At 59.2% G+C, this 24,085-nt stretch carries 24 protein-coding genes; 7 read left to right on the forward strand and 17 right to left on the reverse strand.

The window, feature by feature from the left end:
- Window positions 1-59 precede the first annotated feature (59 nt).
- Window positions 60-1,001, reverse strand: coding sequence for a fatty acid desaturase (locus BLW70_RS27360; RefSeq protein WP_074879338.1), 942 nt, complete (start codon window positions 999-1,001; stop codon window positions 60-62).
- 348 nt (window positions 1,002-1,349) lie between these two features.
- Here BLW70_RS27360 and BLW70_RS27365 point away from each other — a divergent pair, with 348 nt between their 5' ends.
- Window positions 1,350-1,775 carry a GNAT family N-acetyltransferase gene (locus BLW70_RS27365; protein WP_074879340.1) on the forward strand — a complete coding sequence of 142 codons (426 nt, stop codon included), beginning with the start codon at window positions 1,350-1,352 and terminating at the stop codon, window positions 1,773-1,775.
- A gap of 12 nt (window positions 1,776-1,787) precedes the next feature.
- Here the strand turns inward: BLW70_RS27365 and def are convergent, their stop codons facing one another.
- The 3 genes from def to BLW70_RS27380 all read right to left on the reverse strand — a co-directional run bounded on the left by def (window position 1,788) and on the right by BLW70_RS27380 (window position 3,643).
- Window positions 1,788-2,327 (reverse strand): peptide deformylase, encoded by a 540-nt coding sequence (gene def / locus BLW70_RS27370; protein ID WP_074879341.1) that lies wholly within the window; start codon window positions 2,325-2,327, stop codon window positions 1,788-1,790.
- Complete coding sequence (locus BLW70_RS27375) at window positions 2,324-3,280, reverse strand: YihY/virulence factor BrkB family protein (protein WP_074879344.1); 957 nt, start codon at window positions 3,278-3,280, stop codon at window positions 2,324-2,326. Before BLW70_RS27375 ends, def begins: the two co-directional genes overlap by 4 nt.
- A gap of 171 nt (window positions 3,281-3,451) precedes the next feature.
- On the reverse strand, window positions 3,452-3,643 hold the full coding sequence (locus tag BLW70_RS27380) for a CsbD family protein (protein ID WP_074879345.1): 192 nt from the start codon (window positions 3,641-3,643) through the stop codon (window positions 3,452-3,454).
- A gap of 199 nt (window positions 3,644-3,842) precedes the next feature.
- On the opposite strand from BLW70_RS27380, the gene BLW70_RS27385 reads away from it, so the two are divergent.
- Complete coding sequence (locus BLW70_RS27385; protein WP_074879347.1) at window positions 3,843-4,220, forward strand: hypothetical protein; 378 nt, start codon at window positions 3,843-3,845, stop codon at window positions 4,218-4,220.
- 66 nt (window positions 4,221-4,286) lie between these two features.
- Here the strand turns inward: BLW70_RS27385 and fadD1 are convergent, their stop codons facing one another.
- Window positions 4,287-5,987 (reverse strand): long-chain-fatty-acid--CoA ligase FadD1, encoded by a 1,701-nt coding sequence (gene fadD1, locus BLW70_RS27390; protein WP_074879350.1) that lies wholly within the window; start codon window positions 5,985-5,987, stop codon window positions 4,287-4,289.
- Between the two features lie 361 nt (window positions 5,988-6,348).
- On the reverse strand, window positions 6,349-8,037 hold the full coding sequence (gene fadD2, locus BLW70_RS27395) for a long-chain-fatty-acid--CoA ligase FadD2 (protein WP_074879352.1): 1,689 nt from the start codon (window positions 8,035-8,037) through the stop codon (window positions 6,349-6,351).
- 228 nt (window positions 8,038-8,265) lie between these two features.
- Here fadD2 and BLW70_RS27400 point away from each other — a divergent pair, with 228 nt between their 5' ends.
- Window positions 8,266-9,210 (forward strand): alpha/beta hydrolase, encoded by a 945-nt coding sequence (locus tag BLW70_RS27400; protein WP_074879356.1) that lies wholly within the window; start codon window positions 8,266-8,268, stop codon window positions 9,208-9,210.
- A gap of 41 nt (window positions 9,211-9,251) precedes the next feature.
- The gene (locus BLW70_RS27405; protein ID WP_054044906.1) at window positions 9,252-9,722 is read left to right on the forward strand and encodes a MaoC family dehydratase; all 471 of its coding nucleotides are present in this window, start codon (window positions 9,252-9,254) and stop codon (window positions 9,720-9,722) included.
- A gap of 127 nt (window positions 9,723-9,849) precedes the next feature.
- Here the strand turns inward: BLW70_RS27405 and BLW70_RS27410 are convergent, their stop codons facing one another.
- The 4 genes from BLW70_RS27410 to BLW70_RS27425 all read right to left on the reverse strand — a co-directional run bounded on the left by BLW70_RS27410 (window position 9,850) and on the right by BLW70_RS27425 (window position 13,534).
- Window positions 9,850-10,713, reverse strand: a complete 864-nt coding sequence (locus BLW70_RS27410; protein ID WP_074879359.1) for an efflux RND transporter periplasmic adaptor subunit — start codon at window positions 10,711-10,713, stop codon at window positions 9,850-9,852.
- 10 nt (window positions 10,714-10,723) lie between these two features.
- Window positions 10,724-10,930, reverse strand: coding sequence for a DUF1656 domain-containing protein (locus tag BLW70_RS27415; RefSeq protein WP_008151119.1), 207 nt, complete (start codon window positions 10,928-10,930; stop codon window positions 10,724-10,726).
- Window positions 10,917-12,905 (reverse strand): FUSC family protein, encoded by a 1,989-nt coding sequence (locus BLW70_RS27420; RefSeq protein ID WP_074879362.1) that lies wholly within the window; start codon window positions 12,903-12,905, stop codon window positions 10,917-10,919. Before BLW70_RS27420 ends, BLW70_RS27415 begins: the two co-directional genes overlap by 14 nt.
- A gap of 161 nt (window positions 12,906-13,066) precedes the next feature.
- The gene (locus BLW70_RS27425) at window positions 13,067-13,534 is read right to left on the reverse strand and encodes a ferritin-like domain-containing protein (RefSeq protein WP_074879365.1); all 468 of its coding nucleotides are present in this window, start codon (window positions 13,532-13,534) and stop codon (window positions 13,067-13,069) included.
- Window positions 13,535-13,737: 203 nt separating this feature from the next.
- Here BLW70_RS27425 and BLW70_RS27430 point away from each other — a divergent pair, with 203 nt between their 5' ends.
- Together BLW70_RS27430 and BLW70_RS27435 are read left to right on the forward strand one after the other, a co-directional pair.
- Entirely contained in the window at window positions 13,738-13,974 is a 237-nt protein-coding gene (locus BLW70_RS27430; protein ID WP_007949456.1) for a DUF3820 family protein, read from the forward strand.
- Window positions 13,975-14,010: 36 nt separating this feature from the next.
- Window positions 14,011-15,192, forward strand: coding sequence for an aminotransferase class V-fold PLP-dependent enzyme (locus BLW70_RS27435; protein WP_074879367.1), 1,182 nt, complete (start codon window positions 14,011-14,013; stop codon window positions 15,190-15,192).
- A 2-nt stretch (window positions 15,193-15,194) separates the two neighbouring features.
- Here BLW70_RS27435 and BLW70_RS27440 read toward each other — a convergent pair whose 3' ends face one another.
- The 4 genes from BLW70_RS27440 to zwf form a co-directional block, all read right to left on the reverse strand.
- On the reverse strand, window positions 15,195-15,920 hold the full coding sequence (locus tag BLW70_RS27440) for an intradiol ring-cleavage dioxygenase (protein WP_074879369.1): 726 nt from the start codon (window positions 15,918-15,920) through the stop codon (window positions 15,195-15,197).
- Window positions 15,921-16,152: 232 nt separating this feature from the next.
- Window positions 16,153-16,818, reverse strand: a complete 666-nt coding sequence (locus BLW70_RS27445; protein WP_008151112.1) for a bifunctional 4-hydroxy-2-oxoglutarate aldolase/2-dehydro-3-deoxy-phosphogluconate aldolase — start codon at window positions 16,816-16,818, stop codon at window positions 16,153-16,155.
- 17 nt (window positions 16,819-16,835) lie between these two features.
- Complete coding sequence (gene pgl, locus BLW70_RS27450) at window positions 16,836-17,549, reverse strand: 6-phosphogluconolactonase (RefSeq protein WP_074879372.1); 714 nt, start codon at window positions 17,547-17,549, stop codon at window positions 16,836-16,838.
- Complete coding sequence (zwf, locus tag BLW70_RS27455) at window positions 17,536-19,005, reverse strand: glucose-6-phosphate dehydrogenase (protein WP_074879375.1); 1,470 nt, start codon at window positions 19,003-19,005, stop codon at window positions 17,536-17,538. Before zwf ends, pgl begins: the two co-directional genes overlap by 14 nt.
- Window positions 19,006-19,244: 239 nt before the next feature.
- Here zwf and BLW70_RS27460 point away from each other — a divergent pair, with 239 nt between their 5' ends.
- A complete protein-coding gene (locus BLW70_RS27460; protein ID WP_173667542.1) occupies window positions 19,245-20,105 on the forward strand; it encodes a MurR/RpiR family transcriptional regulator in 861 nt (286 codons plus the stop codon).
- Between the two features lie 109 nt (window positions 20,106-20,214).
- Here BLW70_RS27460 and BLW70_RS27465 read toward each other — a convergent pair whose 3' ends face one another.
- From BLW70_RS27465 to BLW70_RS27475, 3 genes are all read right to left on the reverse strand, one after another.
- Window positions 20,215-21,069, reverse strand: coding sequence for a D-hexose-6-phosphate mutarotase (locus BLW70_RS27465; protein WP_074879380.1), 855 nt, complete (start codon window positions 21,067-21,069; stop codon window positions 20,215-20,217).
- A gap of 311 nt (window positions 21,070-21,380) precedes the next feature.
- Entirely contained in the window at window positions 21,381-22,727 is a 1,347-nt protein-coding gene (locus BLW70_RS27470) for a carbohydrate porin (RefSeq protein WP_074879383.1), read from the reverse strand.
- Between the two features lie 197 nt (window positions 22,728-22,924).
- Window positions 22,925-24,085, reverse strand: coding sequence for an ABC transporter ATP-binding protein (locus BLW70_RS27475; protein WP_074879386.1), 1,161 nt, complete (start codon window positions 24,083-24,085; stop codon window positions 22,925-22,927).

Raw genomic sequence — 24,085 nt, forward strand, 5'->3', positions numbered from 1 at the left:
TCAGGCCGATTGCATTCGCGGGCAAGCCCGCTCCCACAGGGTTATGTGGTGGTCATGCCTCAGTGGAATGGATGTCGCGGGCTATCGATCGCTTTCACCCCATTCTCCCGCCACAACTGCCCATAACCCTGCACCAGAAACCCGCCGCTGCGCGCCAGCCATTGCTCCCGACGCGCGCGGTAGGCGCGGGGCAAGTCGTACCAGGACAGGCCCGGCAAGTCGTGATGCACCAAATGCAGATTGAGGTTGAGGAACAGCCAGCGCCACGGCCAGGCAGCTTCATTGATGACCGTCCTTTGCTCGGGCTCGGCGTGGGGACGGTGTTCATAGTAGGAGCGAATCATCGCAATCGATAGCGCCGGCACGCTGATCAGCAACAGGTAATGCCACACCGGCAGCACGCTGTAACGGGCGATAAACAGCAATATCAGCAGGGTCAACGTGCCGTGGCTCAACCACATCAGCCAGGCCTGTCGCTCACCTGCTTTTAGACGTTGCAGTTCTTCCCTGGCCAGCGCCAGCAAGGCCAGCGGTGCACCGAGGGCGAAGCGTCCGAGCACGGTTTTGTTCAGCCAGTGCAGACGCTGTTCAAACAGTGAACTGTCCTGCCATTGCTCGGCGCTCAGGTAACGGCTTTCGGGATCGCGACCCGGAAGGGTCAGGTCTTCGTCGCAGTGATGCAGCAAATGGCTGTCGCGATACAAGGTGTAGGGATACCAGACGGCGAACGGCGCGTAGCCGAGGATCTTGTTCAGGGATGTCCAGCGGGTGGGGTGACCGTGAAGTAATTCGTGCTGCACCGACAACCAGAGCACCACCAACGGAACCAACAGCACGGTGCTCCACCACAGGCCCAACCAGCCACTGGCGAGCACAATGCTGAACCAGCCGACGTACACGCCGATCAGCAGCATCCAGGTCGGCCACTCGGTGCGAGCGGTCAGGCGTTGGCGCAGGGTTTCGATTTCTTCACGGTGGGCGTTATCGAAGTAATGGGGCATGGCGTTGCTCAGATCGGGGACCAGTCCCCTTCTGTGCAATGACGCAGGGTTTTCTTGCAGATTATTTCAAGGATCGTATGACGATCGTTCCCACGCTCTGCGTGGGAACGATCAAGCGATCAATCAATGCGGGATCAATGACCGAACACATCCACCTTCTTGGCCTTCTTGTCCGCGCGTTTTTCGTCGGCGGTTTTTGCCGGTTTCTTCTTTGCCGCTTTTTTTGAATCCATGCCTTTGGCCATGATACTTACTCCACTCATACGGGATGTGAGATCAGGTATACACCTATCGCTGCGCGCACGTTCTTTTATAATCGCCCGCTTTGCGCACCGACAGTCGAAGACCATGCCCAACACCCAGTACACCTTGCTCGCCGAGCCTTTGTGGCCCTTGATGAACAAGTTTTATCGCGCTCACCAATCGTCGATGAAAGCCGTCCGCGACGCTCGACTCTGGGTGGCCAGGCGCGAGGAGATCATCGGCGCACTGTGTTTGCGACCGGTGGCGGACGGGCACTGGCTGACGGGTTTGTTCGTCGATCCGGCTTGTCGTGAACAGGGCATCGCTGCGGCGTTGATCGCCGAGGCGCTCAAGGAGCTTGAAGGCCCTGTGTGGCTGTTTTGTCATCCGGACTTGCGCGGGTTTTATGAACGTCGCGGCTTTACCTTCGATCCGCCGCTGCCCTACTCCATGGTCGAACGCTTGAGCCGTTACGCACGCAGCAAACCGATGATCGCCATGGGCCTGAATCCGTTGGAGAGTTCGACTTGAGGTATTTTCGAATCAATCGTCTGCGTTCGGATCGAGATCCGGGAACATCACTTCGGTAAACCCGAACTTGCTGAAGTCGGTAATTCGCGAGGGGTATAACCGGCCGATCAGGTGATCGCATTCATGCTGCACCACCCGCGCGTGGAAACCTGAAGCGATGCGCACAATTGGCTGCCCTTTGGGGTCGAAACCTTCGTATCGAATGTGCTGATAGCGATCTACCGCGCCGCGCAGGCCGGGCACCGACAGGCAACCTTCAAAACCCTCTTCCAGCGTCGGGCTCAACGGCGTGATCAGCGGGTTGATCAGGATTGTCTGCGGCACCGCTTCGGCGTCCGGGTAGCGGTCGCTGTGCTCGAAACCGAAGACCACCAGTTGCAGGTCGACGCCGATCTGCGGCGCAGCCAGGCCAACGCCCCCGACGCTTTCCATGGTCTGGAACATGTCGTCGATCAATTGCCACAGCTGCGGGCTGTCGAACATTTCGGCAGGCACCGGCGGGGCAATGCGCAGCAGGCGTTCATCGCCCATTTTGAGGATTTCACGGATCATTTGATGACTTCGTCATTGGTCGGCTTGATCGAGTGGTCCCGACCCAGTCCCGACACATGTTGTTTGGGTTCGTGGCTGTGCTCGCCGGGGAATTTTTCGCCATCATCCTTGCCCTCGGTCGACATGTGTTCGATCACGGCATTCATCTCCGCGCCGAGCAACAGCACCGCGGCGGAAATATAGAAGTACAGCAACAGCACGATGATCGCGCCGATACTGCCATACATGGCGTTGTAGTCGGCGAATGTTTTGACGTACAGACCGAAGCCTACCGATGCAAGGATCCACACCACCACCGCCAGCACCGAGCCCGGGGTGATAAAGCGAAACTCCTGTTTGACGTCGGGCATGACGTAGTAGATCAGCGCCACCGCCATCATCATCAGAATCACGACCACCGGCCAGCGCACGATGGTCCAGAGGGTCACGATGAAATCTTCGAGGCCGACTTGCGCGGCGATCCAGCCCATCACCTGCGGCCCGAGCACCATCAGCGCAGCAGCGATCAAGAGCATGCCGGCGATGCCGATGGTGTAGATGATCGACAGCGGGAAACGCTTCCACGCCGGCCGCCCTTCGACCACGTCGTAGGCGGCGTTCATCGCGCTCATCATCAGCCGCACACCGGCGGACGCAGTCCACAGGGCGATCACGATACCGACCGACAGCAAGCCACCCTTGGATTGCTGGAGCTGGTCGATGACCGGGTTCACTTGCTCCAGCGCCTGGGGCGGCAGGACCAGTTCCGATTGCAGGCGCAGCCAGGAGAAAAAATCAGGCAGGTGCAGGAAACCGATCAAGGCGATCAGGAACAGAATGAAGGGGAACAGCGAGAACAGCATCTGATAGGCCAATGCCGAGGCATAGGTGGACATCTCGTCGTCGACGAATTCGGTGATCGTGCGCACCATGACACGGTGCAGGCGCTGGCCTTTCATGTGTGGGAAAAACATTAGCGTCTCCTTTCGCCGCAAATTTGGTTGAAGTCGTGGCGACTCAGGGGCCGTTTTCTACATCAAAGTAGCGTACTTGGCGAGTTTGAAACAATTTCCTTGTGCAAGTTCAGGCCGACACAAAAACGGCCATCCGCGGATGGCCGTTTCTGTTGCTCATCAAAGGCCTGATCAGGCCTTGTCGATGCCTTTTTTAAGAGCATCCTTGGCTTTGCCGACCGCTTGCTGGGCTTCGCCTTTCCTTTCCTGAGCGACGCCTTCAGAGCGCATTTTTTCGTTACCGGTGGCCTTGCCGACGCCTTGCTTGACGTTGCCGGCGGCTTCGTTGGCCATGCCTTTTACTTTATCGCCAGTGCTGCTCATGGTGTTTCTCCTCTGAACAATTCAACGGAAAAGTCGTTACACAAGGATTGACCGGAAGCGTTTGCGCGGAGTTTCATTTATTTTCACGGCGACATTTCATCGTTCAATGCAGGTTGGGCTTTATGTTTGCCGGCCAACCCCCGAGAATGCGCAACGTATTCAGGCCATGGCGCTGAAGATCCAATCCCGTAGGAATGTTATGAAACTCGATAAAAAGCAGGCCATTGCCCGCAGAAACCAGGAACTTGGCGGTGCTGTGCTTGGCGTCAACAACTGCCATTTCACCGAATTGAACCGCAACCGCAACATCTGGTGGTTCGATATTCCGGTCGCGCGCCTCGCCGTTGGTCAGTACGAGTGGGTTCACCTGCTGATGCACACCCCGGAAACCGACGAACTGCTGCACCTGAAAGTGCCGACGGTATTCCTGCGCGAGAAGCTCGAAGGCCTGGTGGTGCGCAACGAAGGTAAACGCAAAGCGGCCCTGAGCCTGGAACTGAGCGCCGACAAGGACTCGTACCTCCAGGACATGCGCCCTGCGGGTACCAACGTCAATTTCGCGCCGTTCCGCCTGTAACTTCACACATCTCCCTCGCCACAAGAGAGCCAACAAAAAGCCCCGCATCTGCGGGGCTTTTGTTGGTTACGCGCTGACCTTCTTGACGCCGAGCTTCTTCAGCTCTTCGTCGCGCAACTCGCGGCGCAGGATCTTGCCGACGTTGGTGGTCGGCAGCGCATCGCGGAATTCCACGGCTTTCGGCACTTTGTAGCCGGTGACGTTGGCGCGCATGTGCTCCATCACCTGTTCCTTGGTCAGCGTCACACCCGGTTTGGCGACGATGAAGATCTTGATCGCCTCGCCCGACTTCTCGTCCGGCACGCCGATGGCTGCGCATTGCAGCACCCCCGGCAGGGTCGCCAGCACGTCTTCCAGTTCGTTCGGGTACACGTTGAAACCGGAGACCAGAATCATGTCTTTCTTGCGATCGACGATGCGCATGTAACCGTCAGGCTGGATCAGCGCGATATCACCGGTCTTCAACCAGCCTTCGCTGTCGAGGATTTCATCGGTGGCGTCCTGACGCTGCCAGTAACCCTTCATCACTTGCGGACCTTTCACACACAACTCGCCGATTTCGCCTAACGGCTGTTCAACGCCGGCATCGTCGATGACTTTGCACAGGGTCGAGGGCACCGGAATGCCGATGGTGCCGATCTGGATGTTCTGGATTGGGTTGACGGTGGCCACCGGGCTGGTTTCGGTCATGCCGTAACCTTCGCAGATGGCGCAACCGGTGACCGCTTTCCAGCGCTCGGCGGCGGCCAGTTGCAAGGCCATGCCACCGGACAGGGTGACTTTCAGTGCAGAGAAATCCAGCTTGCGGAAGGCTTCGTTGTTGCACAACGCGACAAACAGCGTATTGAGCCCGACGAAACCGCTGAACTTCCACTTCGACAGTTCCTTGACCATCGCCGTCAAATCGCGCGGGTTGCTGATCAGGATGTTGTGGTTGCCGATCAGCATCATCGCCATGCAATGAAAGGTGAAGGCATAGATGTGGTACAGCGGCAGCGGCGTGATCAGGATCTCGCAACCTTCATGGAGGTTGGAACCCATCAGCGCCTTGCACTGCAGCATGTTCGCCACCAGGTTGCGATGGGTCAGCATCGCGCCCTTGGCCACGCCAGTGGTGCCGCCGGTGTATTGCAGCACGGCAACGTCGCTGCTGGCCGGGTTGGCTTCGGCGACTGGCTGGCCGTGGCCCTTGCTCAATACGTCGTTGAACTTGATGGCCTTGGGCAAGTGATACGCCGGGACCATCTTCTTCACGTATTTGATGACACTGTTGACCAGCAGGCGCTTGAGCGGCGGCAGCAGGTCGGCCACTTCGGTGACGATCACGTGCTTGACGCCGGTTTTCGGCACGACGAGCTGGGCCAGGTGCGCCATGTTGGCCAGGCAGACCAGGGCTTTGGCACCGGAGTCGTTGAATTGGTGTTCCATTTCCCGCGCGGTGTACAGCGGGTTGGTGTTGACCACGATCAGCCCGGCGCGGATGGCACCGAAGACGGCGACCGGGTACTGCAACACGTTGGGCAGCTGCACGGCGATTCGATCGCCCGGCTGCAAGTCGGTATGCTGTTGCAGGTAAGCGGCAAAGGCACCGGACAATTCGTACAGTTCACCGTAGGTGATTGTCTTGCCCAGGTTGCTGAACGCCGGTTTGTTGGCAAAGCGTTGGCAGGACTGCTTCAACACCGCCTGAATATTCGGATACTCGTCTGGATTGATCTCGGCAGCAATCCCGGCAGGGTACTTATCCTTCCAAAAGTCTTCGATCATGGAAGCCCACTCCTCAGCAACGCGAATTCATCACCGCATTTGATGCGATTATTATTGGTGTGTGTTTTTTATTGGTGAATCTGGCTTTTATATAGGCCGAGAAGTCACAAAAGCGCGCCGAGAGTAGCAGCTTTGCCAAGGGCCGACTAGAGCCAAAAACCGCCTCTACAGTCACTTTAATGACTCAAGAATAGCAGGCGGTCATTTTAGAGCAAAAATCCTATACAGCCTTGAAAGCCTTGTAAACCGGGCTTTTCGCCCTCTAAAAGCATCGCGGGCAAGCCCGCTCCCACAGGATCACCGAGAACCTTGTGGGAGCGTGGCTTGCCCGCGATCCGCGCAAAGCGCGGCCATTCACCACTCAGGCGATATCACGCAACTCCCGCCGCAAGATCTTGCCCACCGGCGTCATCGGTAACGACTCACGCAAGACGATGTGCTTGGGCACTTTGTACGCCGTGAAGTTTTCCTTGCAGTAAGCCTTCAGCTCTTCAAGGCTGACCCCCGTTTCACGGGCTACCACAAACAGTTTCACCGCCTCCCCCGAGCGCTCGTCCGGCACCCCGATCACCGCACAGTTGGCGACTTTCGGGTGAGCCATCACCACGTCTTCGATCTCATTCGGGTACACGTTGAAACCCGAGACGATGATCATGTCTTTCTTGCGATCGACGATGCGCACAAAACCGTCCGGGTCGATTACCGCGATGTCGCCGGACTTGAACCAGCCCTCGGCATCCAGCACTTCGGCGGTGGCTTCGGGTTTCTGCCAGTAGCCCTTCATGATCTGCGGGCCCTTGATGCACAGTTCGCCGCGCTCGCCCAGCGCCTGCTCGACGCCTTCATCGTTGATGACTTTCAGCGTGGTGCCCGGCACTGGCAGGCCGACCGTGCCGAGGCGCGACTTGTCGCCGTACGGGTTGGTGCAAGCCACCGGCGAGGTTTCGGTCAGGCCGTAACCTTCGGTGATGCGGCAACCGGTGAGCTGTTCCCAGCGCTCGGCCGTGGCCTTGACCAATGCGGTGCCGCCGGAGTTGGTGAGTTTGAGGCTGGAGAAATCCAGGGTCTTGAAATCCGGGTGATCCATCAGCGCGACGAACAGGGTGTTGAGCCCCAGCAAAGCCGAGAATCGCCAGTTCTTCAGCTCCTTGATGAAGCCCTTGATGTCGCGCGGATTGGTGATCAGCACGTTGTGGTTGCCCGAAACCATCATGCACATGCAATTCGCGGTGAAGGCATAGATGTGGTACAGCGGCAGCGGCGCGACCATCACCTCTTGCCCTTCGCGCAACAACGGCTGGCCGTCATTGCCGAACTGCTCCAGGCACGCCCGCACTTGCTGCATGTTGGCCACCAGGTTGCCGTGGGTCAGCATCGCGCCCTTGGCCAGGCCGGTAGTGCCGCCGGTGTATTGCAGCACGGCGATGTCGTCGAGCCCGATCTTCAGTGGCTTGATACCCAAGCCCCGGCCCAGGTGCAGCGCGCTCTTGAAGGAAGTGGCCTGCGGCAAGGAGTACGCCGGCACCATCTTCTTGACCTTGCTCACCAGTGTATTGACCAGCCAGCCCTTGGCGGTGGGCATCAGGTCGCCCATCTTCGCTTCGATCAGGTACTGGATGTCGGTGTCGGGCAGCACTTCCTGGACTTTCTGCCCGAACATGTTCAGGTAAACCAGCGCCCGGGCACCGGAGTCCTTGAACTGATGACGCATCTCCCGCGCGGTGTACAGCGGGTTGGTATTGACCACGATCAGCCCGGCTCGCAGGGCTCCGAACACGGCAATCGGGTAATGCAGGACATTGGGCATCTGCACCGCAATGCGATCCCCCGGCACCAGGTCGGTGTGGGCTTGCAGGTAACCGGCGAACGCTGCGCTGTAGCGTTCCAGTTCGGCGTAGGTCAGGGTTACGCCCATGTTGCTGAATGCCGGGCGGTCAGCAAATTTCTTGCAGGAACGCTCGAACACCTCGATCACCGACTTGTAGGCCCCTTGATCGATGTCCAGGGGCACGCCGGCCGGGCGTTTGTCATTCCAGAAATCAGGTTGCATTGTTCTTGTCCTCTTTACCTGAACCTATCCGGGGCCGCTTTTCTGCCCTTCTTAAAAACAAGGAGCGAAAAAGCGGGACTCCACGGACACTAGCAGCTATGGCGAATCAGGCAAATATGCGCACGGTCGACATTGATCGTGTGAATCTTGCTGCCGTGGCGTGGCCTGATCAGACGCCAGCGACGGGATGCGCTATACACTGTTTCGACCCTGAGCAAAGGAATCGCCATGATCCACGACACTTTCTGGCTGACCGCGAGTGACCGCAGCCGCCTCTTCGTCAACCAGTGGCTGCCCGCCGCACCTTTAAAAGCCGTGATCCTGCTGGCCCACGGCATGGCGGAACACAGCGGCCGCTATGCGCGTCTGGCAGAAAAGTTCTGTGAGCAGGGATACGGCGTGTATGCGCCGGACTTGCGTGGACATGGCAAAACTGCCGAAAACGGGACGCTCGGCCATTTCGCCGACGATGACGGTTGGTGCAAGGTGGTCGGCGACCTGGCGAGCCTCAACCAGCACATCGGCCAACAACACCCTGGGGTGCCGATTGTGCTGCTCGGTCACAGCATGGGCAGCTACATCGCCCAGGCCTATCTGCTGCACCACAGCGCCAGCCTGCACGGCGCCGTTCTCAGCGGGTCGAACTTCCAACCGGTGGCGCTCTATCGCGCGGCGCGGCAGATTGCGCGGTTGGAACGTTTGCGTCAGGGCCCGAAGGGTCGCAGTGCGCTGATCGAATGGTTGTCGTTCGGTTCGTTCAACAAAAAATTCAAACCGGTGCGCACGCGGTTCGACTGGCTCAGCCGCGACCCGGCAGAGGTCGACCTGTACGCCAATGACCCACTCTGCGGCTTTCGCTGCACCAATCAGCTGTGGATCGATTTGCTCGGTGGGTTGCAGCAAATCAGCAAAGCGTCCAATCTCGCTCAGATTGATCCGGGCCTGCCGTTGCTGGTCATCGGCGGTGAATGTGATCCGGTCAGCGATGGCAAGCGTCTGAAGGATCTGGCCCATGCGCTGCGCGCTGCCGGCAGCCAGAGCCTGCAACTGACTATTTACCCGCAGGCACGGCATGAACTGTTCAACGAGAGCAATCGCGATGAAGTGATCAATGACGTGTTGAACTGGATCGCCCAGGCGCTGAGCCACCGCCGGCCACCCAGATCGGAATAGTTTTTTTTGAATTTATTTATTCGTGACAGGAATCGAAACAGATGACCCAGGTTACCAACACCCCTTACGAGGCCCTTGAAGTCGGCCAGACCGCCAGCTACAGCAAGACGGTCGAAGAGCGCGACATTCAGTTGTTCGCCGCGATGTCCGGCGATCACAACCCGGTGCACCTGGACGCTGAATTCGCCGCTGGCACCATGTTCAAGGAGCGCATCGCTCACGGGATGTTCAGCGGCGCGCTGATCAGCGCTGCCGTTGCCTGCGAGTTGCCTGGGCCGGGGACTATTTATATCGGTCAGCAAATGAGCTTTCAGAAGCCGGTGAAGATTGGCGACACGCTGACCGTGCGCCTGGAGATCCTCGAGAAGTTGCCCAAGTTTCGTGTGCGGATTGCCACTCGCGTGTTTAACCAGCGCGATGAGTTGGTAGTGGATGGCGAGGCGGAGATTCTGGCGCCGCGCAAGCAGCAGACCGTGACGTTGCCTGTCTTGCCGGCGATCAGCATTGGCTGATTGGGGGACCTGATCGTTGATCGTTCCCACGCTCCGCGTGGGAATGCAGCCCGGGACGCTCCGCGTCCCATCAACAGCCGAACGCAGAGCGTCCGTTGAGGCATTCCCACGCAGAGCGCGGGAACGATCAGCGGTTACCCTCCTGCACCTGCACGCTCGCCGTCATCCCCGAACTCAGATTCATCCCTTCCGGTAACTTATCAATCTTGATCCGCACCGGAATCCGCTGCGCCAGCCTGACCCAGTTAAACGTCGGTTCGACCTCGGCCAGCAACTGCCCGTCCGGTGTGGTGTTGCGATCGGTAATCCCGCGACTGATGCTTTCCACATGCCCTTGCAACCCCTCCCCCGCGCTCATCAACCAGATCTTCACCGGATCGCCCACACGAATCCGCGGCAGTTTGGTTTCCTCGAAATACGCTTGCACATAGAACGTCGAATCGTCGATCAACGCCATCACCGATTGCCCGGCATTCACGTAGTTACCTTCAGCCAGGCGCAGGTTGGTGATGTGGCCATTGCGGGGCGCATGGACCTGACTGCGCGTGAGGTTGAGTTGCGCAACCTTGGCTTCGGCCTGGGCTTCACGCAGTTCGCCACGGGCAATGCCGGCATTGATTTGCGCGTTCTCGCGCAGCTCTGCACTGATCGCCTGCGGACCGAGGGCCGCTCGGCGGCTGGCTTCGTGTTCGCGCAGATTGAGTTGCTGCTGGCGGGTCTGCACCACCGCCTGGGCTTTCTCCAGCGCCGCTTCGAAACGATCGCGGTCGATGCTCAGCAACAAATCGCCGGCCTTGACCTGCTGGTTATCAAAAGCCTTGAGCTCACGCACCCAACCCGAGACATCCGGCGCGATCACCACCACGTCGGCGCGGATCCGCGCATCCCGGGTCCAAGGCGTGAGCATGTAGTACTGCCACAAATGGAAGCCGGCAAAAATCGCCGCCGCCACCAGGCACAAGGTCACCGCGACACGTATCGGTGTGCGCATTTTCAACTCCTTATAAAGGTCCGAGGACGACAGTGATCAAGGTCAATACACAGACGTACAAGGCGCAATCAAATAATGCTTCGTGCCAGATCCAGCGGCCCACCGGCGTCAGGCGCAAGAGCATGCGCAAGGCTCCGGTGACGAGCAGCGCCAGCAGCACATAAATCAGAAACGGACTGAGCAGCACGCCACCCACCGACCACTCACGCAAGCCCATGGCTTTGCTCCTGTTGACGGCACCAGGCGCGCCAGCTGCTTTGCAACTGCAGCACCGCGCCTTGGGCCAGTTTCACCGCATCGCTGGGGGGCAACGCGTACAAGGTCTTCAAGAATTCTTCGCTCGGTTGCGCCAACGCTTCGGCGCGACTGCCGGCCGGGCCTTGCTCGAGGATTTTTTCCAGCTGTTCGAGATAACGCCGCTGAGGCGCGCTGACCGGTGCCTGCGCCACCGCCAGGCTCAAACGCAAATGCAGCAATTCGTCGCCGATGTCCAGGCCGAGCAAGCCATCGTCCCAGCGACTGCGCGCCGGTTCCGGCAGCTCGGGATAGTGCCGCGCCAATTGCAGCAAACGGTCGGCCATGCGCCCGCCAAACCAGCTTTCGGCACCGCGCAGATTGCGCCGGGTCAGGCGCACCAGATCGGCAAGAGTCGCCGCCAGCAAACGCCGGCCATGCCATGTCGGATCGCGCAGGATCAACAGATGGAATGCCAGCACGGCGGCACCCACGCCGACCACGATGGATTGAGCGCTGTTGAAGAACGTCGCGACATCGTAGTTCATCGCATTGAGCGGTGAGACCAGCACGATGAAGTGCAAACAAAATGAGGTGGCCGTCGCACCGATCTGCGGTTTGGCCATGCCCAGCGCGCCGAGGAACAACGGCACGCCCATGCCCATGCACAGCAAGGCAAAACCACTCCATTGCGGCAACAGAATCTGCCCGACGATAAACGCGGCCGGAATCGCCAGGAAGATCCCGCGCATAAAACTCATGCCGATCTGTGCGCCATTCTCGCGGCTGGCGAACAGGCTACACACCACGCACGTCAACAGCAGCGCGCCGGAGGCCGCGGGCCAGGCGGTCGCCAACCAGAAGCACGAGACCACCAGAAACGCCAAGGCACTTCGGGCACCGAACATCAACGCCAATGACAGATCGCGGTGCGGTGCCAGGGTTCTCGGTGGATCGACCGCTTCCTTGCCCTCCTCGACGGCGTTCAACGCAGCGCTGGCCGCCATCGCGGTATCGAGCAACAAGGTGAAACGAGCCAGGCAGTAACTCTGCGCAGAACTGATGTGCGGGTCGTGGGAAGCGTCGAGCAACCTCGGACGCAGCGCTTGCAGGGTCGCGGTATCCGCGCTGTCGAGCGCCTCTTGAACCTCGGTCATCCAGGGCAACAGTTGCTCGGCCTCTTGAGGCTCCAATTGCTTCCACTGACGGCGCACCGAACGGGCGATACGCAGCAGCATCAACAGTTTTTGGCTCAAGCCGCTGATCGCCCGCGCTCGTTGGCGACCCAGGCTTCCTTCAAACCATGCATGCTCGCGCTGGGCGTCGACGGCGACGATCCTGCCGAGGATTTCCAGCAGGCCTTTACGCGCCTGACCATCACCGGCCAGGGTTGCACGCGCGGCGTTCATACCGCTTTGCCACGCTGCCCGCGCCTGATCCGCCAGTTGCCGTTCGACCCGCATCGGCCAGAGCAGCGCACTGGCGGCGGTGGCGCAAAGAATGCCCAGGCAGATTTCCGTACAGCGAGCCACGGCTTGATCGAACACCGTCAGCGGATGAGTAATGGCCGGCAGCGCGATGATCGCCACCGTGTAACCGGCCAGCACGAACGAATAGGACCAGGCGCTGCGCAGCAAGGTCGAACTGGCCGTACACAGCCCCAGCCATAACGCCAAGGCCAACAAAAACAGCCAAGGCGTCTGGGCAAACAACCCCATGAACACCACGGACATGATCGTCCCGACCAGGGTCCCCAACAACCGCGCCAGGCCCTTCTGCACCACCATCCCGGACAAGGGCTGGGCGACGATGAATGCTGTCATCAATGCCCAGGCCGGTTGCTCCAGACCCCAGCGTAATGCCAGCCACAGCGCCAGGCCGCCGCCAATCAAGGTTTTGATCGCGAACTGTAAGGCGCGGCGGTCAGGCGCGAACAGAGCCTGCAAGGTGATAGGCACGTAAAGAACTCTTGGAAAAAGGCGATTTAACGATAGTCGGGATCGGGTTCAGTCACTTGATAAACAAATTATTAGCTAGCTAACTAACACGCGTCCAGTGCTAATTCCCGGACACAAAAAAAACGCCAGACTGGCTGGCGTTTTTGACAGGCAACGATCGCTTACGAGCGTGCGCGCGCCTGGTTACGCAAGGCTTTTACCTGATCGTGATTGCGTTGCACGCCGTGGTACTGACGTTCAACCAGGTCACGAATGCCCACCAGGTTGTATTTGTTGATTTTTTCGATGGCTTCTTTGTAAGCCTTCAGTGCATGGTCTTCACCCCGTTCGGCTTCGTTCAGCACGGCTTCTTCATCCTTGCCGGTGAACATCGCTTTCACGTCGACCCAGCGACGGTGCATATCACCACTGACGCTGGTGGACGTTTCCGGATCGCCGCCTAGCGAACGTACCTGGGCTTGCAGTTCGGAAGCCGCAGTGGCGCAGTCGGCGGAACGCTGCATGAACAGGGTTTTCAGCTCTGGGTGTTTGATGTCTTCAGCGCAAGTCTTGAACCCTTCCTGACCGTCTTTGCAGGTTTCAATCAGGTCGTTGAGTACAGATATGGCTTCTTTATTCATGTCGGTCATTTTCAGTTCCTCGCGGGTTGATGAGAGATGCAATAGCTGTTGCACCCTGCATGCCAGCTTTGAATTGATCACTTATTACTTATATTTCAAACACTTATCTTTTTATGCCAGATCGTTATCCGCTTTTTTTGCATGATCTGTCATTTGGCCTGCATGCAGAATGCCTGTATTTTCCAGACTGTTTTAATCAAGACGACTTTTTGATGAATCCTGAAAAACTCGAACTGTTGATTACCCGTGAAATGCCCTTCGGCAAATACAAGGGCCGGATCATTGCCGACCTCCCGGGCCAATACCTGAACTGGTTCGCTCGCGAAGGTTTCCCCCATGGTGAACTCGGCGGTTTGCTGGCCTTGATGCAAGAAATCGATCATAACGGTCTGTCGGAGTTGCTCGAGCCGCTGCGCGCCAAACATGGCAAACCCGCCCCTCGCCATTGACCCGACACCCAGACCTGGCCCCTGATTGAGTAGCCCATGCCCGATAACACTCGCCGCGCCCGTGATGAAGCCTTCTGGCGAACCTTTGCCGACCGATACGCGGTTGAACCCGGCCCGGTCAACCTCGAAAACGGGTACTTCGGGCGCATGTCGCGCACGGTGGTCGAGGAATACCAGCGCAACATCGAACTGATCAATCGCAGCAACTCGGTGTATGTGCGACAACGCTTCGAACAGGGCGAAAGCCTTGAGATCCGAGCACAGCTCGCCGATCTGGTGGGCGTACCCGCCGACACCGTCGCCCTCACCCGCAACGCTTCGGACGGTCTGCAATCGCTGATCCGCAACTACAACCGTCTGAGCCCGGGCGATCAGGTGCTGATAGGCGATCTGGAATACGACACGGTCAAAGGGGCCATGCGCTGGCTGGCTCGTCATCGCGGTGTCGAAGTGATCGAAATCGAACACTCGCACCCCGCCAGTTTCGACAGTTTGCTGGCCACTTACCGCGAAGCTTTCATGCGTTATCCGCGACTCAAACTGATGGCCCTGACTCACGTCACTCACCGTACCGGGCTGGTGATGCCGGTGCAGGCCATTGCCGCCGCCGCCAAAGAACACGGCATCGACGTGATCCTTGACGGTGCCCATGCGCTCGGCCAGCTCCAGTTCAATCTTGACGATCTCGGCATCGCGTTCGCCGGTTTCAACCTACACAAATGGATCGGTGCGCCGCTGACCCTGGGCTTCATTTACATCGCCCCGGAACGCCTGGCCGACATCGACCCGGACATGGGCGAGATGCATTTCCCGGTCACCGACATTCGCGCCCGCACGCCGTACAGCACGCCCAACATCCCGGCGCTGCTGACCCTGCCGCTGGTGTTCGAGGAGCATCAGGCCATGGGCGGTTCCGCCGCCAAAGGCGCTCGGCTCAATTACCTGCGCAACCGATGGGTGAGCGCTGTGCGCGAGTTGCCGGGGATCGAAGTCATGACCCCGGACGACCCGCGACTGTATTGCGGCATCACTTCAATGCGCTTTACCCGGCATGCCGATCAACAGGTAATGGTCGAGCGGCTGCTCAAGGACTACAACCTGTTTACCGTGGCGCGCAGTGGTGCCGCGAGCGGTCCGTGCATTCGCATAACCCCGGGGCTTACCACCACGGCTGCAGACATGGATTTGCTGGCCCGGGCGCTGACCGAACTGCGCTGACGTCACACGGTGTGTTTGTCGAAGTCCTCGGGCTTGATCTGCGTCGACACCGCGAAGGTGTCGATGCCGATGGTCGTGTGCCCGAAGTAGCCGTCTATATTCGAGTCTCGACTCAGGGTGTGAACGTTCAAGGTCGACGCTTCGCCGCCCATGTTTTCATAGAAAAAGTCTTGATCGTTGGTCAGCGGCGAAACGGCTCGACCACGGTACTCCTTGGCGTTGAGTACCGAGCGCGAGGCGACTTCGGGAAAGTAGAGCTGACCGACCCAGGCAACATGCCGCTCTTCCAGGTAGTTGTTGCCTTCCATAATGCGTACCACGACGTGGATGTGCAGCGCTCGGCCGGCGTAGAACCCCGGATAGATCGTGGTAAACCGCACGATGCCGTTCTTGTCGGTAAATTGCCCGCCTCGCAGGTAAGTGTCGTCGTCGGTTCGCGGGATCGAGCCTATGTCGTCGACGTCGATTTCCGTGTCTGGATTGACCTTGCTCCAGCCCGAATACGCCCCGCGTGCGTTGCAATGCCAGATATCCACCAGCGCGTCAGTCACCGGTTGACCGGTCATGGCATCGACGATCGTCAGCCTCAGCACCAAGGGAATGCCATCCATCCCTTCGCTGATGTTTCGTCTGATCAGTTTCGCATTGCGGAAATAAGGACCGGCGATCTGTTCGGGTGAAAGCAGGTAAACCGCGGGTGCGGGTGAAATCGGAGTGTTGTCTTCCATGACGTTCTCTCTTCCATAAGAAGAACGCAGGTTAACGCTGGCCGAGCAGCGAGGTGCGGTAACTATGTATCGCATGATGTCGATCTGTAGCAGCTGCCGAAGGGGCTCGACAGCTGCTACAAAGAGCGAGTCGACAGCCAAGAGGGTTTTCATTGGGCAAAAAAAAACGGTGCACCGACCAAGCGCACCGTAAAGCCGTAGAACACACAACGAAGTGTTTGGTAAAAGCCGATCAGTCCAGCAGCGCCAGTGCCTCGGCGGTGCATTCCTGAATGCGGGCCCAGTCGCCGTTCTTGATCCACTCCGGATCAAGCATCCAGCTACCGCCCACGCACATCACGTTTTTCAACGCCATGTAGCTCTTGATGTTGGCCGGGCTGACGCCGCCAGTCGGGCAGAATTTCACTTCGCCAAACGGGCCGCCGAGGGCCTTGATAGCCGCGACGCCGCCGCTGACTTCCGCCGGGAACAACTTGAAGCGGCGATAACCCAGGCCGTAGCCTTCCATGATGCCGGAGGCGTTGCTGATGCCCGGCAACAGCGGAATCGGGCTGTTGACGCTGGCTTCGAGCAGGTCACGGGTGATGCCCGGCGTGACGATGAACTGCGAACCGGCCGCTTCGGCAGCCGCCAGCATGTTGCGATCGAGCACAGTGCCGGCACCGGTCACCAGTTCCGGACGCTGCTCACGCAGAATCTGGATAGCCTTGAGGCCGAACTGTGAGCGCAAGGTCACTTCCAGGGCTGTCAGGCCACCGGCCGCGAGGGCGTCGGCCAGCGGCAGGATGTCTTGCTCGCGAGCGATGGTAATCACCGGCAGGATCCGCGCCTTGGCGCAAAGACTGTCGATCAGGGCAACTTTGTCCGCCATGGAAACGGTCGGGGATGGGGTTGTCATAGCGGCTGTTCCTTGGCTCATGGGCACCAGTAAATCTCTAACGTAGGTTGCAGAAACGCGCGAATCGGCATGGCGGCGACATCGTCACCGGCCAATGCGGCACTCAGGGTGGTCAGCTTGGACTGACCGGAAATCGATAGAACGGTGTGCTTGGCCGACGCCAGCAGCGCACGGCTCATGGTCAAGCGCTGATGCGGCACGGTCGGCGCCAGCATCGGGTAGCAACGACGTGTGCCGTCGGCTTTCAAGGCGTCGGCCAGGTTCGGGCTGTTCGGGAACAGCGAGGCGGTGTGACCGTCGTCGCCCATGCCGAGTATCAGCACGTCGATCGGCGGCAATTCCGCGAGCAAACGATCCGCCTGCTCGGCCGCCTGTTCAAGGTTGGCCGTGGCGCTGTACAGACTCAGGAACTGAGCCTTGGCCGCCGGGCCTTGCAACAGATAACGCTTGAGCAGACCGGCATTGCTGTCGGCGTGTTCAACCGGTACCCAGCGCTCGTCGGCCAGGGTGACGACAACCTTGGACCAGTCCAGCGTCTGCTTGGCCAAGTGCTGGAAAAACGCCACCGGACTGCGTCCACCGGAAACCACCAGGGTCGCGGTGCCGCGCGCGTCAATCGCGTCACTCAGTTGCTTGGCCACATTCAGCGCCAGGCCTTCGGCCAGCAACACCGGGCTTTTGAACTTATGCGCGCTGACGCCCTGAGGCAGTTTCAATTCAGATATCGCCATACCACGACCTCCCATCCCGCGTGATCAGAGCAATGGAGCTCATCGGTCCCCAGGACCCGGCCGCGTACGGCTTGGGCGCATCACCGGATTTTTTCCACCCGGCGATCAACTGGTCGCACCACTTCCACGCGGCTTCGATTTCATCTTTACGGACAAACAGGTTCTGATTGCCGCGCATCACTTCCAGCAACAACCGCTCGTAGGCATCGGGAATCCGTGCGCTACGATAAGTGTCGGAAAAATTCAGCTGCAACGGACCGCTGCGCAGCTGCATGCCCTTGTCCAGGCCTTGTTCTTTGGTCATCACGCGCAAGGAAATGCCTTCGTCCGGTTGCAGGCGGATAATCAGCTTGTTGCTGATTTGCAGGCGCTGCTCGGGGGCAAAAATGTAGTGCGACGGTTCCTTGAAGTGGATGACGATCTGCGACAGCTTCTGCGGCATGCGCTTGCCGGTACGCAGGTAAAACGGCACGCCGGCCCAACGCCAGTTGCGGATATCGGCACGCAGCGCAACGAAGGTTTCGGTGTCGCTCTGGGTATTGGAGTTCGGCTCTTCCAGGTAACCGGGAACCGATTTGCCTTCGCTGTGACCGGCGATGTACTGACCGCGCACGACCTGAGTGGTCAGGCCTTCCGGGCTGATCGGCGCCAGCGCCTTGAGCACTTTGACTTTCTCGTCGCGGATGCTGTCGGCGGACAGGTCGGCCGGCGGGTCCATGGCGATCAGGCAGAGCAGTTGCAGCAGGTGATTCTGGATCATGTCCCGCAGCTGGCCGGCCTTGTCGAAGTAACCCCAGCGACCTTCGATCCCGACCTTCTCCGCCACGGTGATTTCCACGTGGGAGATGTAATTCTGGTTCCACTGGGTTTCGAACAGACTGTTGGCGAAACGCAGGGCGATCAGGTTCTGGACGGTTTCTTTGCCCAGGTAGTGGTCGATGCGGTAGGTGCGGTTCTCCGGGAAGAACTGCGCCACGGCGTCGTTGACCTTGCGCGAGGATTCCAGGTCCGAACCGATGGGTTTTTCCAGCACCACGCGGGTGTTTTCGGTCAGGCCGACCTTCGACAGGTTCTCGCAGATCGCGCCATAAACGGCGGCCGGTGTGGCGAAGTAGGCAATCACCCGCTGGGCGCTGCCAGCCATCTCGGCCAGGGCGACATAATCGTCAGCCTTGAGGAAGTCGACGTGCAAGTAACTCAGGCGGGCCAGGAAGCGTTCGACCACGGCCTCGTCGAGCTCTTTGGCGCCGACGTAGCGGCGCAGTTCGGAGGCGATGAACGCCAAATGCTGCTGCTCGCTGCCCGGCTCACGGGCCAGCGCGATAATTCGCGTGTCCTCGTGCAAGAGGCCTGCGCCATCGAGCTGATAAAGGGCAGGAAACAGCTTGCGCAAGGCCAGATCGCCGAGGGCGCCGAACAAGGCAAAGGTGCACGGTTCAACCGTAATCGAAGGCATGATGTTTGTTCTTTTATCAAGTTAAGCTACAAATACCTTTTTTCAAGGCATCACTCAAGGGAAAATGTAGTAATAACCACAACATTTTCGCAAAATACAGATTCCGAGTGGTGGTCGGTCGGAGCCATCAGTAGGATAAGCCACCGTTACGGGCCCGATCAAAGTCCCAATTTGCATAGCCGGGGCCCTTATTTGCATTGCTCTCATGTTTGCGGAGCTAAGGAACATATATGGACCGCGTGCGAAATTTACTGGAACAGATCCAGAATCGCCTTGAAGACCTGAACAAGGCAGAACGCAAAGTCGCCGAAGTCATCCTGCTCAACCCAGAGCAGGCCACCCGGTTCAGCATCGCCGCCCTCGCCCAGGCCTCAAAGGTCAGCGAGCCGACGGTCAACCGTTTCTGCCGTTCGTTTGGCGTCAGCGGCTACCCGGAACTCAAGCTGCAATTGGCCCAGAGCCTGGCCAGTGGTGCCGCGTATGTCAGCCGTGCGGTGGAGGCCGACGACAATCCCGAGGCCTATACCAAAAAGATTTTCGGCAGCGCCATCGCCTCGCTGGACAGTGCGTTGCAGGCGCTTGACCCGAACCTGATCAGCCGCGCCGTCGACCTGTTGATCCAGGCCCGGCAGATCCACTTCTTCGGCCTCGGCGCCTCGGCCCCGGTGGCGCTGGATGCGCAGCACAAGTTCTTCCGCTTCAACCTGGCGGTCACCGCCCACGCAGACGTGCTGATGCAGCGCATGATTGCGTCGGTGGCGCACACCGGCGAGTTGTTCGTGATCATTTCCTACACCGGCCGCACCCGCGAACTGGTGGAAGTGGCGCGTATTGCCCGGGAAAACGGTGCTTCGGTATTGGGCCTGACGGCCGAGGGTTCGCCACTGGCCAAGGCCAGCACGTTGAGCCTGAACATTCCGCTGCCGGAAGACACCGACATCTATATGCCGATGACGTCGCGGATCATTCAGCTGACCGTGCTGGATGTGCTCGCCACCGGCATGACCTTGCGCCGAGGCGTGGATTTCCAGCCGCATTTGCGCAAGATCAAGGAAAGCCTGAATGCCAGTCGGTATCCGATTGGGGATGAATTCAACTAGCTCACTGATCGTTCCCACGCTCTGCGTGGGAATGCCTCTAGGGACGCTCCGCGTCCAGTGACGCGGAGCGTCACGGGCTGCATTCCCACGCAGAGCGTGGGAACGATCATCACGCCCCAACCCGCGCCTGCAAACTCAAATGCGCCCTCTCCCCCGGTGCCAGGCTCAAGCTATCGGTCCCGCCACTCGCCGCTTCAACGCACACAAACTCGGAAATCTCATTCCAGCTCACGCCCAGCAACGGTCGCGAGCCCGGATGCCAGACCACCGTGTCCGCCCTGTCTCCCGTATCGATGCACAACTCGCGCTGCCAGGCGTGGTCCTTGAGCTGTAATTCACCGTCATGCTGGAACACCCGCTGACAGCCACCCTCTACCCGCAATTCGCCTTCCTGATGACAAATCTGCCGATTCAACTGGTCGTAACCCTGGGCCCCGTCCAGGCCAGACAGCGCTACCTCGCCGACATCGCCAATACGCCAATACGCATGCAACGCCTGACTCAATTGGCACGGCAGGCTGTCCTGATGCTCGGTGCTCAGGCGCAAATCCATGCGTTCGCCCAAATGCGCGTGCAGGTCTACTTGCCAGTCGCACAACTGAAGTTGCCAGTGCAAGCGCACGCCGTCGTCATCAGTGCTGCTGTCCAGCAGCTTCCAGTCGATCAGCCGTGCCCAGCCATGGGAAGGCCAGGCGTTTTCGCTCGGATGACGGCCATACCACGGCCAGCACACCGGAACGCCACCACGAATCGCACCGACCTGCGGCCACTTCGCCGCGCACCAGAGCCAGGGTTTCTGGCCCTTTGGCTGGAAGTGCAGCAACTGCGCACCCTGGCGACTGAACACCGCCTGACACAGCGGATGGTCGATCACCAGCACGTCGCGCTTCTGATAGCGCTCCCACGCAAACACCGGACATTCGCGCAAGGATTTGAAGAAGCGTTGTAGCGGATGCTCATGCATGTGCCACGGTCCTGAAAATCATGGGTGTACTCACCATCTCTGAAAACAACAGCGCTTTTGTAGCCAGTGAATGTCTCTGTGGCGAGGGAGCTTGCTCCCGCTGGGCTGCGAAGCTGCCCTAAAACCATTCACTGCGGTGCTTCAGGCAAACCGCATTCGCCGCGTTTACGACTGCTTCGCAGCCGAGCGGGAGCAAGCTCCCTCGCCACGATGCTTTCGCCAGCCGCCTGGCGGATCAGCCCCAAAAAAAAGCGGACAGCCATGGCTGTCCGCAAAAATGCGCACATAGAGAGGAGCTTATCGCAACAGCGTTAGAACACCGACTGAATTTTCAGGCCGGCGACCAGCGCGTTGTCGACTTCATCAACACCACCCGGGTGAGTGATGTATTGCAGGTTAGGACGCACGGTCAGCCAGTTGGTAACGTGGAAGCCGTAGTTGATCTCGTAGTTGTACTCGGTGCTACGCAGCGGCGAGAACAGCGGATCTTGGTAGTCGGTGACGCCATTGGCGGCGTTGACCAGCTCGGCGTTTTTCTTCACGTCATCGTTGACATGGATACGGGCGAAACCGATACCCATGTCATCTTTCGGACGTGCATCGAACGGGCCTTTGTACACAAACATCAGCGACTGATAGTTGTCGACGAAGTTGGTGTCCTTGTCGTGGAAAGTGGCGTTGGCTGCGATGTTCAGACCGCGGGACGCGTCACCGTTGTGGCTGGTGAGTTGTTGCTGCGCCACGAACCAGTAGCCGTGTTTGCTATCGTGGCTGCGATAGGCGTTACCGCTGGTGGCTGCATCATTGCCGTCGGCATCCTTGCGGACGTCATCGGCGTTGGCCGTGCTTTTGTAGTAACCGACACGGTATTCGCCCGGCAGGTTGCCAGGGTTCGGCAACCAGACCAGTTCGACCGGCAAGACGGTGCCCTTGGTACCACTGCCGCTCAGCTTGAAGCCGTTACCATGCTCCAGTTGCGACGGGTTCTGGTTGTACGCGCCGATCTGCGCATAGAACTCAGGCGAAATGTTGTACTTCACGCGGACTGCAGCCTGCATGACCGGCCAGTTGTACCAGATGTTGGTTGCCCAGTTACCCGCCTGGGAACCGCAGAACGCCAGGTTCTGGAACTCGCACGGGAAGGTGTTGAAGTCTTCGCCTTCGCCGAAGTAACCGGCCTTGACGTCCAGTTTGCCGTCGAGGAACTGGTGTTTGATCCACAGTTGGGTCAGGCGGACCATATGGCCGCGGCCGTAGACTTCCTGGGACGAACTCAAGGTGCCGGCACGCGGGTCGCCGACGCGGTCATTGGAAATGTTCTCACCGTTACGGTTGGTGAGCTGGATCTTGGCCTGGGTGTTATCCCAGCCCCACAGTTTTTGCAGGTCCAGCGCCACGCCCAGACCAAACTGGTCGGCGTAACGCGCCGTCTTGTCGTCGTTGTAGCCGCCGTGGAGGTTGGCGCCCACTTCACCGACGTAGTCCATCTTGATGTCGATACCCTGCTCGATCAGCCTGGTCCGCTCGCCACCCCAATCACCGGTCATCCATTCGGAATCGGCGCTGAACGCGTCAGCCGCATGTACGCTGCCGGCCAACATCATTGCCGCAACGGCTGACAACTGGCAGATAAGCTGAGCGTTGTTGTTCTTCTTCATCCCTACATCCTCGTTTTATTGTTATTAACTGTTTTTATCTAACGCGGTGACATCGGTTACGACGGACTACAGACCACCCGCCATGGATTTCCCCCCTGTGGGAGCGAGCCTGCTCGCGATAGCGGTGTATCAGTCGACATCGATGCTGAATGTCAGTCCGTCATCGCGAGCAGGCTCACTCCCACATTTTTTGATCTTTATCTGCCTTTGAACTGGGCGACGTTGGCGCTGTGAGCTTCGGTTTTTGGCAGGCCGGCCACCCCCAGGCGTTCACCGGTCTTGGCATCGAACAACAGCACTTTCGATGGATCGAATTGCAGGGTCAGGGTCTCGCCCACGGCCGGTGCAACGTCCGGCGCCAGACGGCAGCAGACTTTGGTGTCGTTGAGATTGACGAACACCAGGGTGTCGGGACCGGTTGGCTCGGTGACCTGGACTTCGGCACGAATGGTCGGCAAACCATTGGGCTCACTGCCGGCCAAAACGATCTGCTCCGGGCGCATGCCGAGGATCACTTCGCGGTCTTCGAGACCGGCGTCCTGCATGCCCAGCGGCAATTCGCAGCGCGCCTGACCGCTGTCGAGCAGCGCCACCAGACGACCTTCCTTGCGCTGCAAGCGCAGGGGGATGAAGTTCATCGGCGGCGAACCGATGAAGCTCGCCACGAACAGGTTGGCCGGGTTGTTGTAGATGTCTTTGGGCGTGCCGAACTGCTGGATGATCCCGTCCTTCATCACCGCCACTTTGTCGCCCAGGGTCATGGCTTCGATCTGGTCGTGGGTCACGTAGACCGTGGTGGTTTTCAGGCGCTGGTGCATCAGTTTCATTTCGGTGCGCATCTCGACGCGCAGCTTGGCGTCGAGGTTGGACAGCGGTTCGTCGAACAGGTAAATCTTCGGCCGCCGCGCCAGCGCCCGGCCCATTGCCACGCGCTGTTGCTGACCACCAGAGAGCTGGCCGGGTTTGCGGGCGAGCAAATGTTCGATCTGCAACAGCTTGGCCACACGAGCGACTTCTTCGTCGATTTCGGCGGCGGGCATTTTGCGAATCTTCAGGCCGAACGCGATGTTGTCGCGCACGCTCATCGTCGGGTACAGCGCGTAGGACTGGAACACCATGGCGATGTCACGATCTTTGGGGCTCATGCCGCTGATGTCGGCGTCGTCCACCAGGATCGCGCCGCCGCTGATGTTTTCCAGACCGGCGATGCAGTTCATCAGCGTGGACTTACCACAGCCCGATGGACCGACGAGGATCAGGAACTCACCGTCATTGATCTTCAGTTCGATGTTTTTCAGGGTGTCCGGCAAACCGGCACCGTAGGTCTTGTTGACGTTGCGTAATTCGAGAGTTGCCAT

This window comes from Pseudomonas frederiksbergensis (assembly GCF_900105495.1).
Classification (GTDB): Bacteria; Pseudomonadota; Gammaproteobacteria; order Pseudomonadales; family Pseudomonadaceae; genus Aquipseudomonas; species Aquipseudomonas frederiksbergensis.

Bases quoted from the DNA above. Each gene is read 5' to 3' on its own strand.
- BLW70_RS27375 (WP_074879344.1), bottom strand. From the start codon at position 3,280: ATGTTTTTCCCACACATGAAAGGCCAGCGCCTGCACCGTGTCATGGTG.
- BLW70_RS27360 (WP_074879338.1), bottom strand. From the start codon at position 1,001: ATGCCCCATTACTTCGATAACGCCCACCGTGAAGAAATCGAAACCCTG.
- BLW70_RS27400 (WP_074879356.1), top strand. From the start codon at position 8,266: ATGATCCACGACACTTTCTGGCTGACCGCGAGTGACCGCAGCCGCCTC.
- def (WP_074879341.1), bottom strand. From the start codon at position 2,327: ATGATCCGTGAAATCCTCAAAATGGGCGATGAACGCCTGCTGCGCATT.
- BLW70_RS27470 (WP_074879383.1), bottom strand. From the start codon at position 22,727: ATGAAGAAGAACAACAACGCTCAGCTTATCTGCCAGTTGTCAGCCGTT.
- BLW70_RS27415 (WP_008151119.1), bottom strand. From the start codon at position 10,930: ATGGGCTTGCGTGAGTGGTCGGTGGGTGGCGTGCTGCTCAGTCCGTTT.
- BLW70_RS27425 (WP_074879365.1), bottom strand. From the start codon at position 13,534: ATGACCGACATGAATAAAGAAGCCATATCTGTACTCAACGACCTGATT.
- BLW70_RS27445 (WP_008151112.1), bottom strand. From the start codon at position 16,818: ATGACAACCCCATCCCCGACCGTTTCCATGGCGGACAAAGTTGCCCTG.
- BLW70_RS27435 (WP_074879367.1), top strand. From the start codon at position 14,011: ATGCCCGATAACACTCGCCGCGCCCGTGATGAAGCCTTCTGGCGAACC.
- pgl (WP_074879372.1), bottom strand. From the start codon at position 17,549: ATGGCGATATCTGAATTGAAACTGCCTCAGGGCGTCAGCGCGCATAAG.
- zwf (WP_074879375.1), bottom strand. From the start codon at position 19,005: ATGCCTTCGATTACGGTTGAACCGTGCACCTTTGCCTTGTTCGGCGCC.
- BLW70_RS27380 (WP_074879345.1), bottom strand. From the start codon at position 3,643: ATGAGCAGCACTGGCGATAAAGTAAAAGGCATGGCCAACGAAGCCGCC.
- BLW70_RS27410 (WP_074879359.1), bottom strand. From the start codon at position 10,713: ATGCGCACACCGATACGTGTCGCGGTGACCTTGTGCCTGGTGGCGGCG.
- BLW70_RS27465 (WP_074879380.1), bottom strand. From the start codon at position 21,069: ATGCATGAGCATCCGCTACAACGCTTCTTCAAATCCTTGCGCGAATGT.
- BLW70_RS27385 (WP_074879347.1), top strand. From the start codon at position 3,843: ATGAAACTCGATAAAAAGCAGGCCATTGCCCGCAGAAACCAGGAACTT.
- BLW70_RS27440 (WP_074879369.1), bottom strand. From the start codon at position 15,920: ATGGAAGACAACACTCCGATTTCACCCGCACCCGCGGTTTACCTGCTT.
- BLW70_RS27475 (WP_074879386.1), bottom strand. From the start codon at position 24,085: ATGGCAACTCTCGAATTACGCAACGTCAACAAGACCTACGGTGCCGGT.
- BLW70_RS27365 (WP_074879340.1), top strand. From the start codon at position 1,350: ATGCCCAACACCCAGTACACCTTGCTCGCCGAGCCTTTGTGGCCCTTG.
- BLW70_RS27430 (WP_007949456.1), top strand. From the start codon at position 13,738: ATGAATCCTGAAAAACTCGAACTGTTGATTACCCGTGAAATGCCCTTC.
- fadD1 (WP_074879350.1), bottom strand. From the start codon at position 5,987: ATGATCGAAGACTTTTGGAAGGATAAGTACCCTGCCGGGATTGCTGCC.
- BLW70_RS27405 (WP_054044906.1), top strand. From the start codon at position 9,252: ATGACCCAGGTTACCAACACCCCTTACGAGGCCCTTGAAGTCGGCCAG.
- fadD2 (WP_074879352.1), bottom strand. From the start codon at position 8,037: ATGCAACCTGATTTCTGGAATGACAAACGCCCGGCCGGCGTGCCCCTG.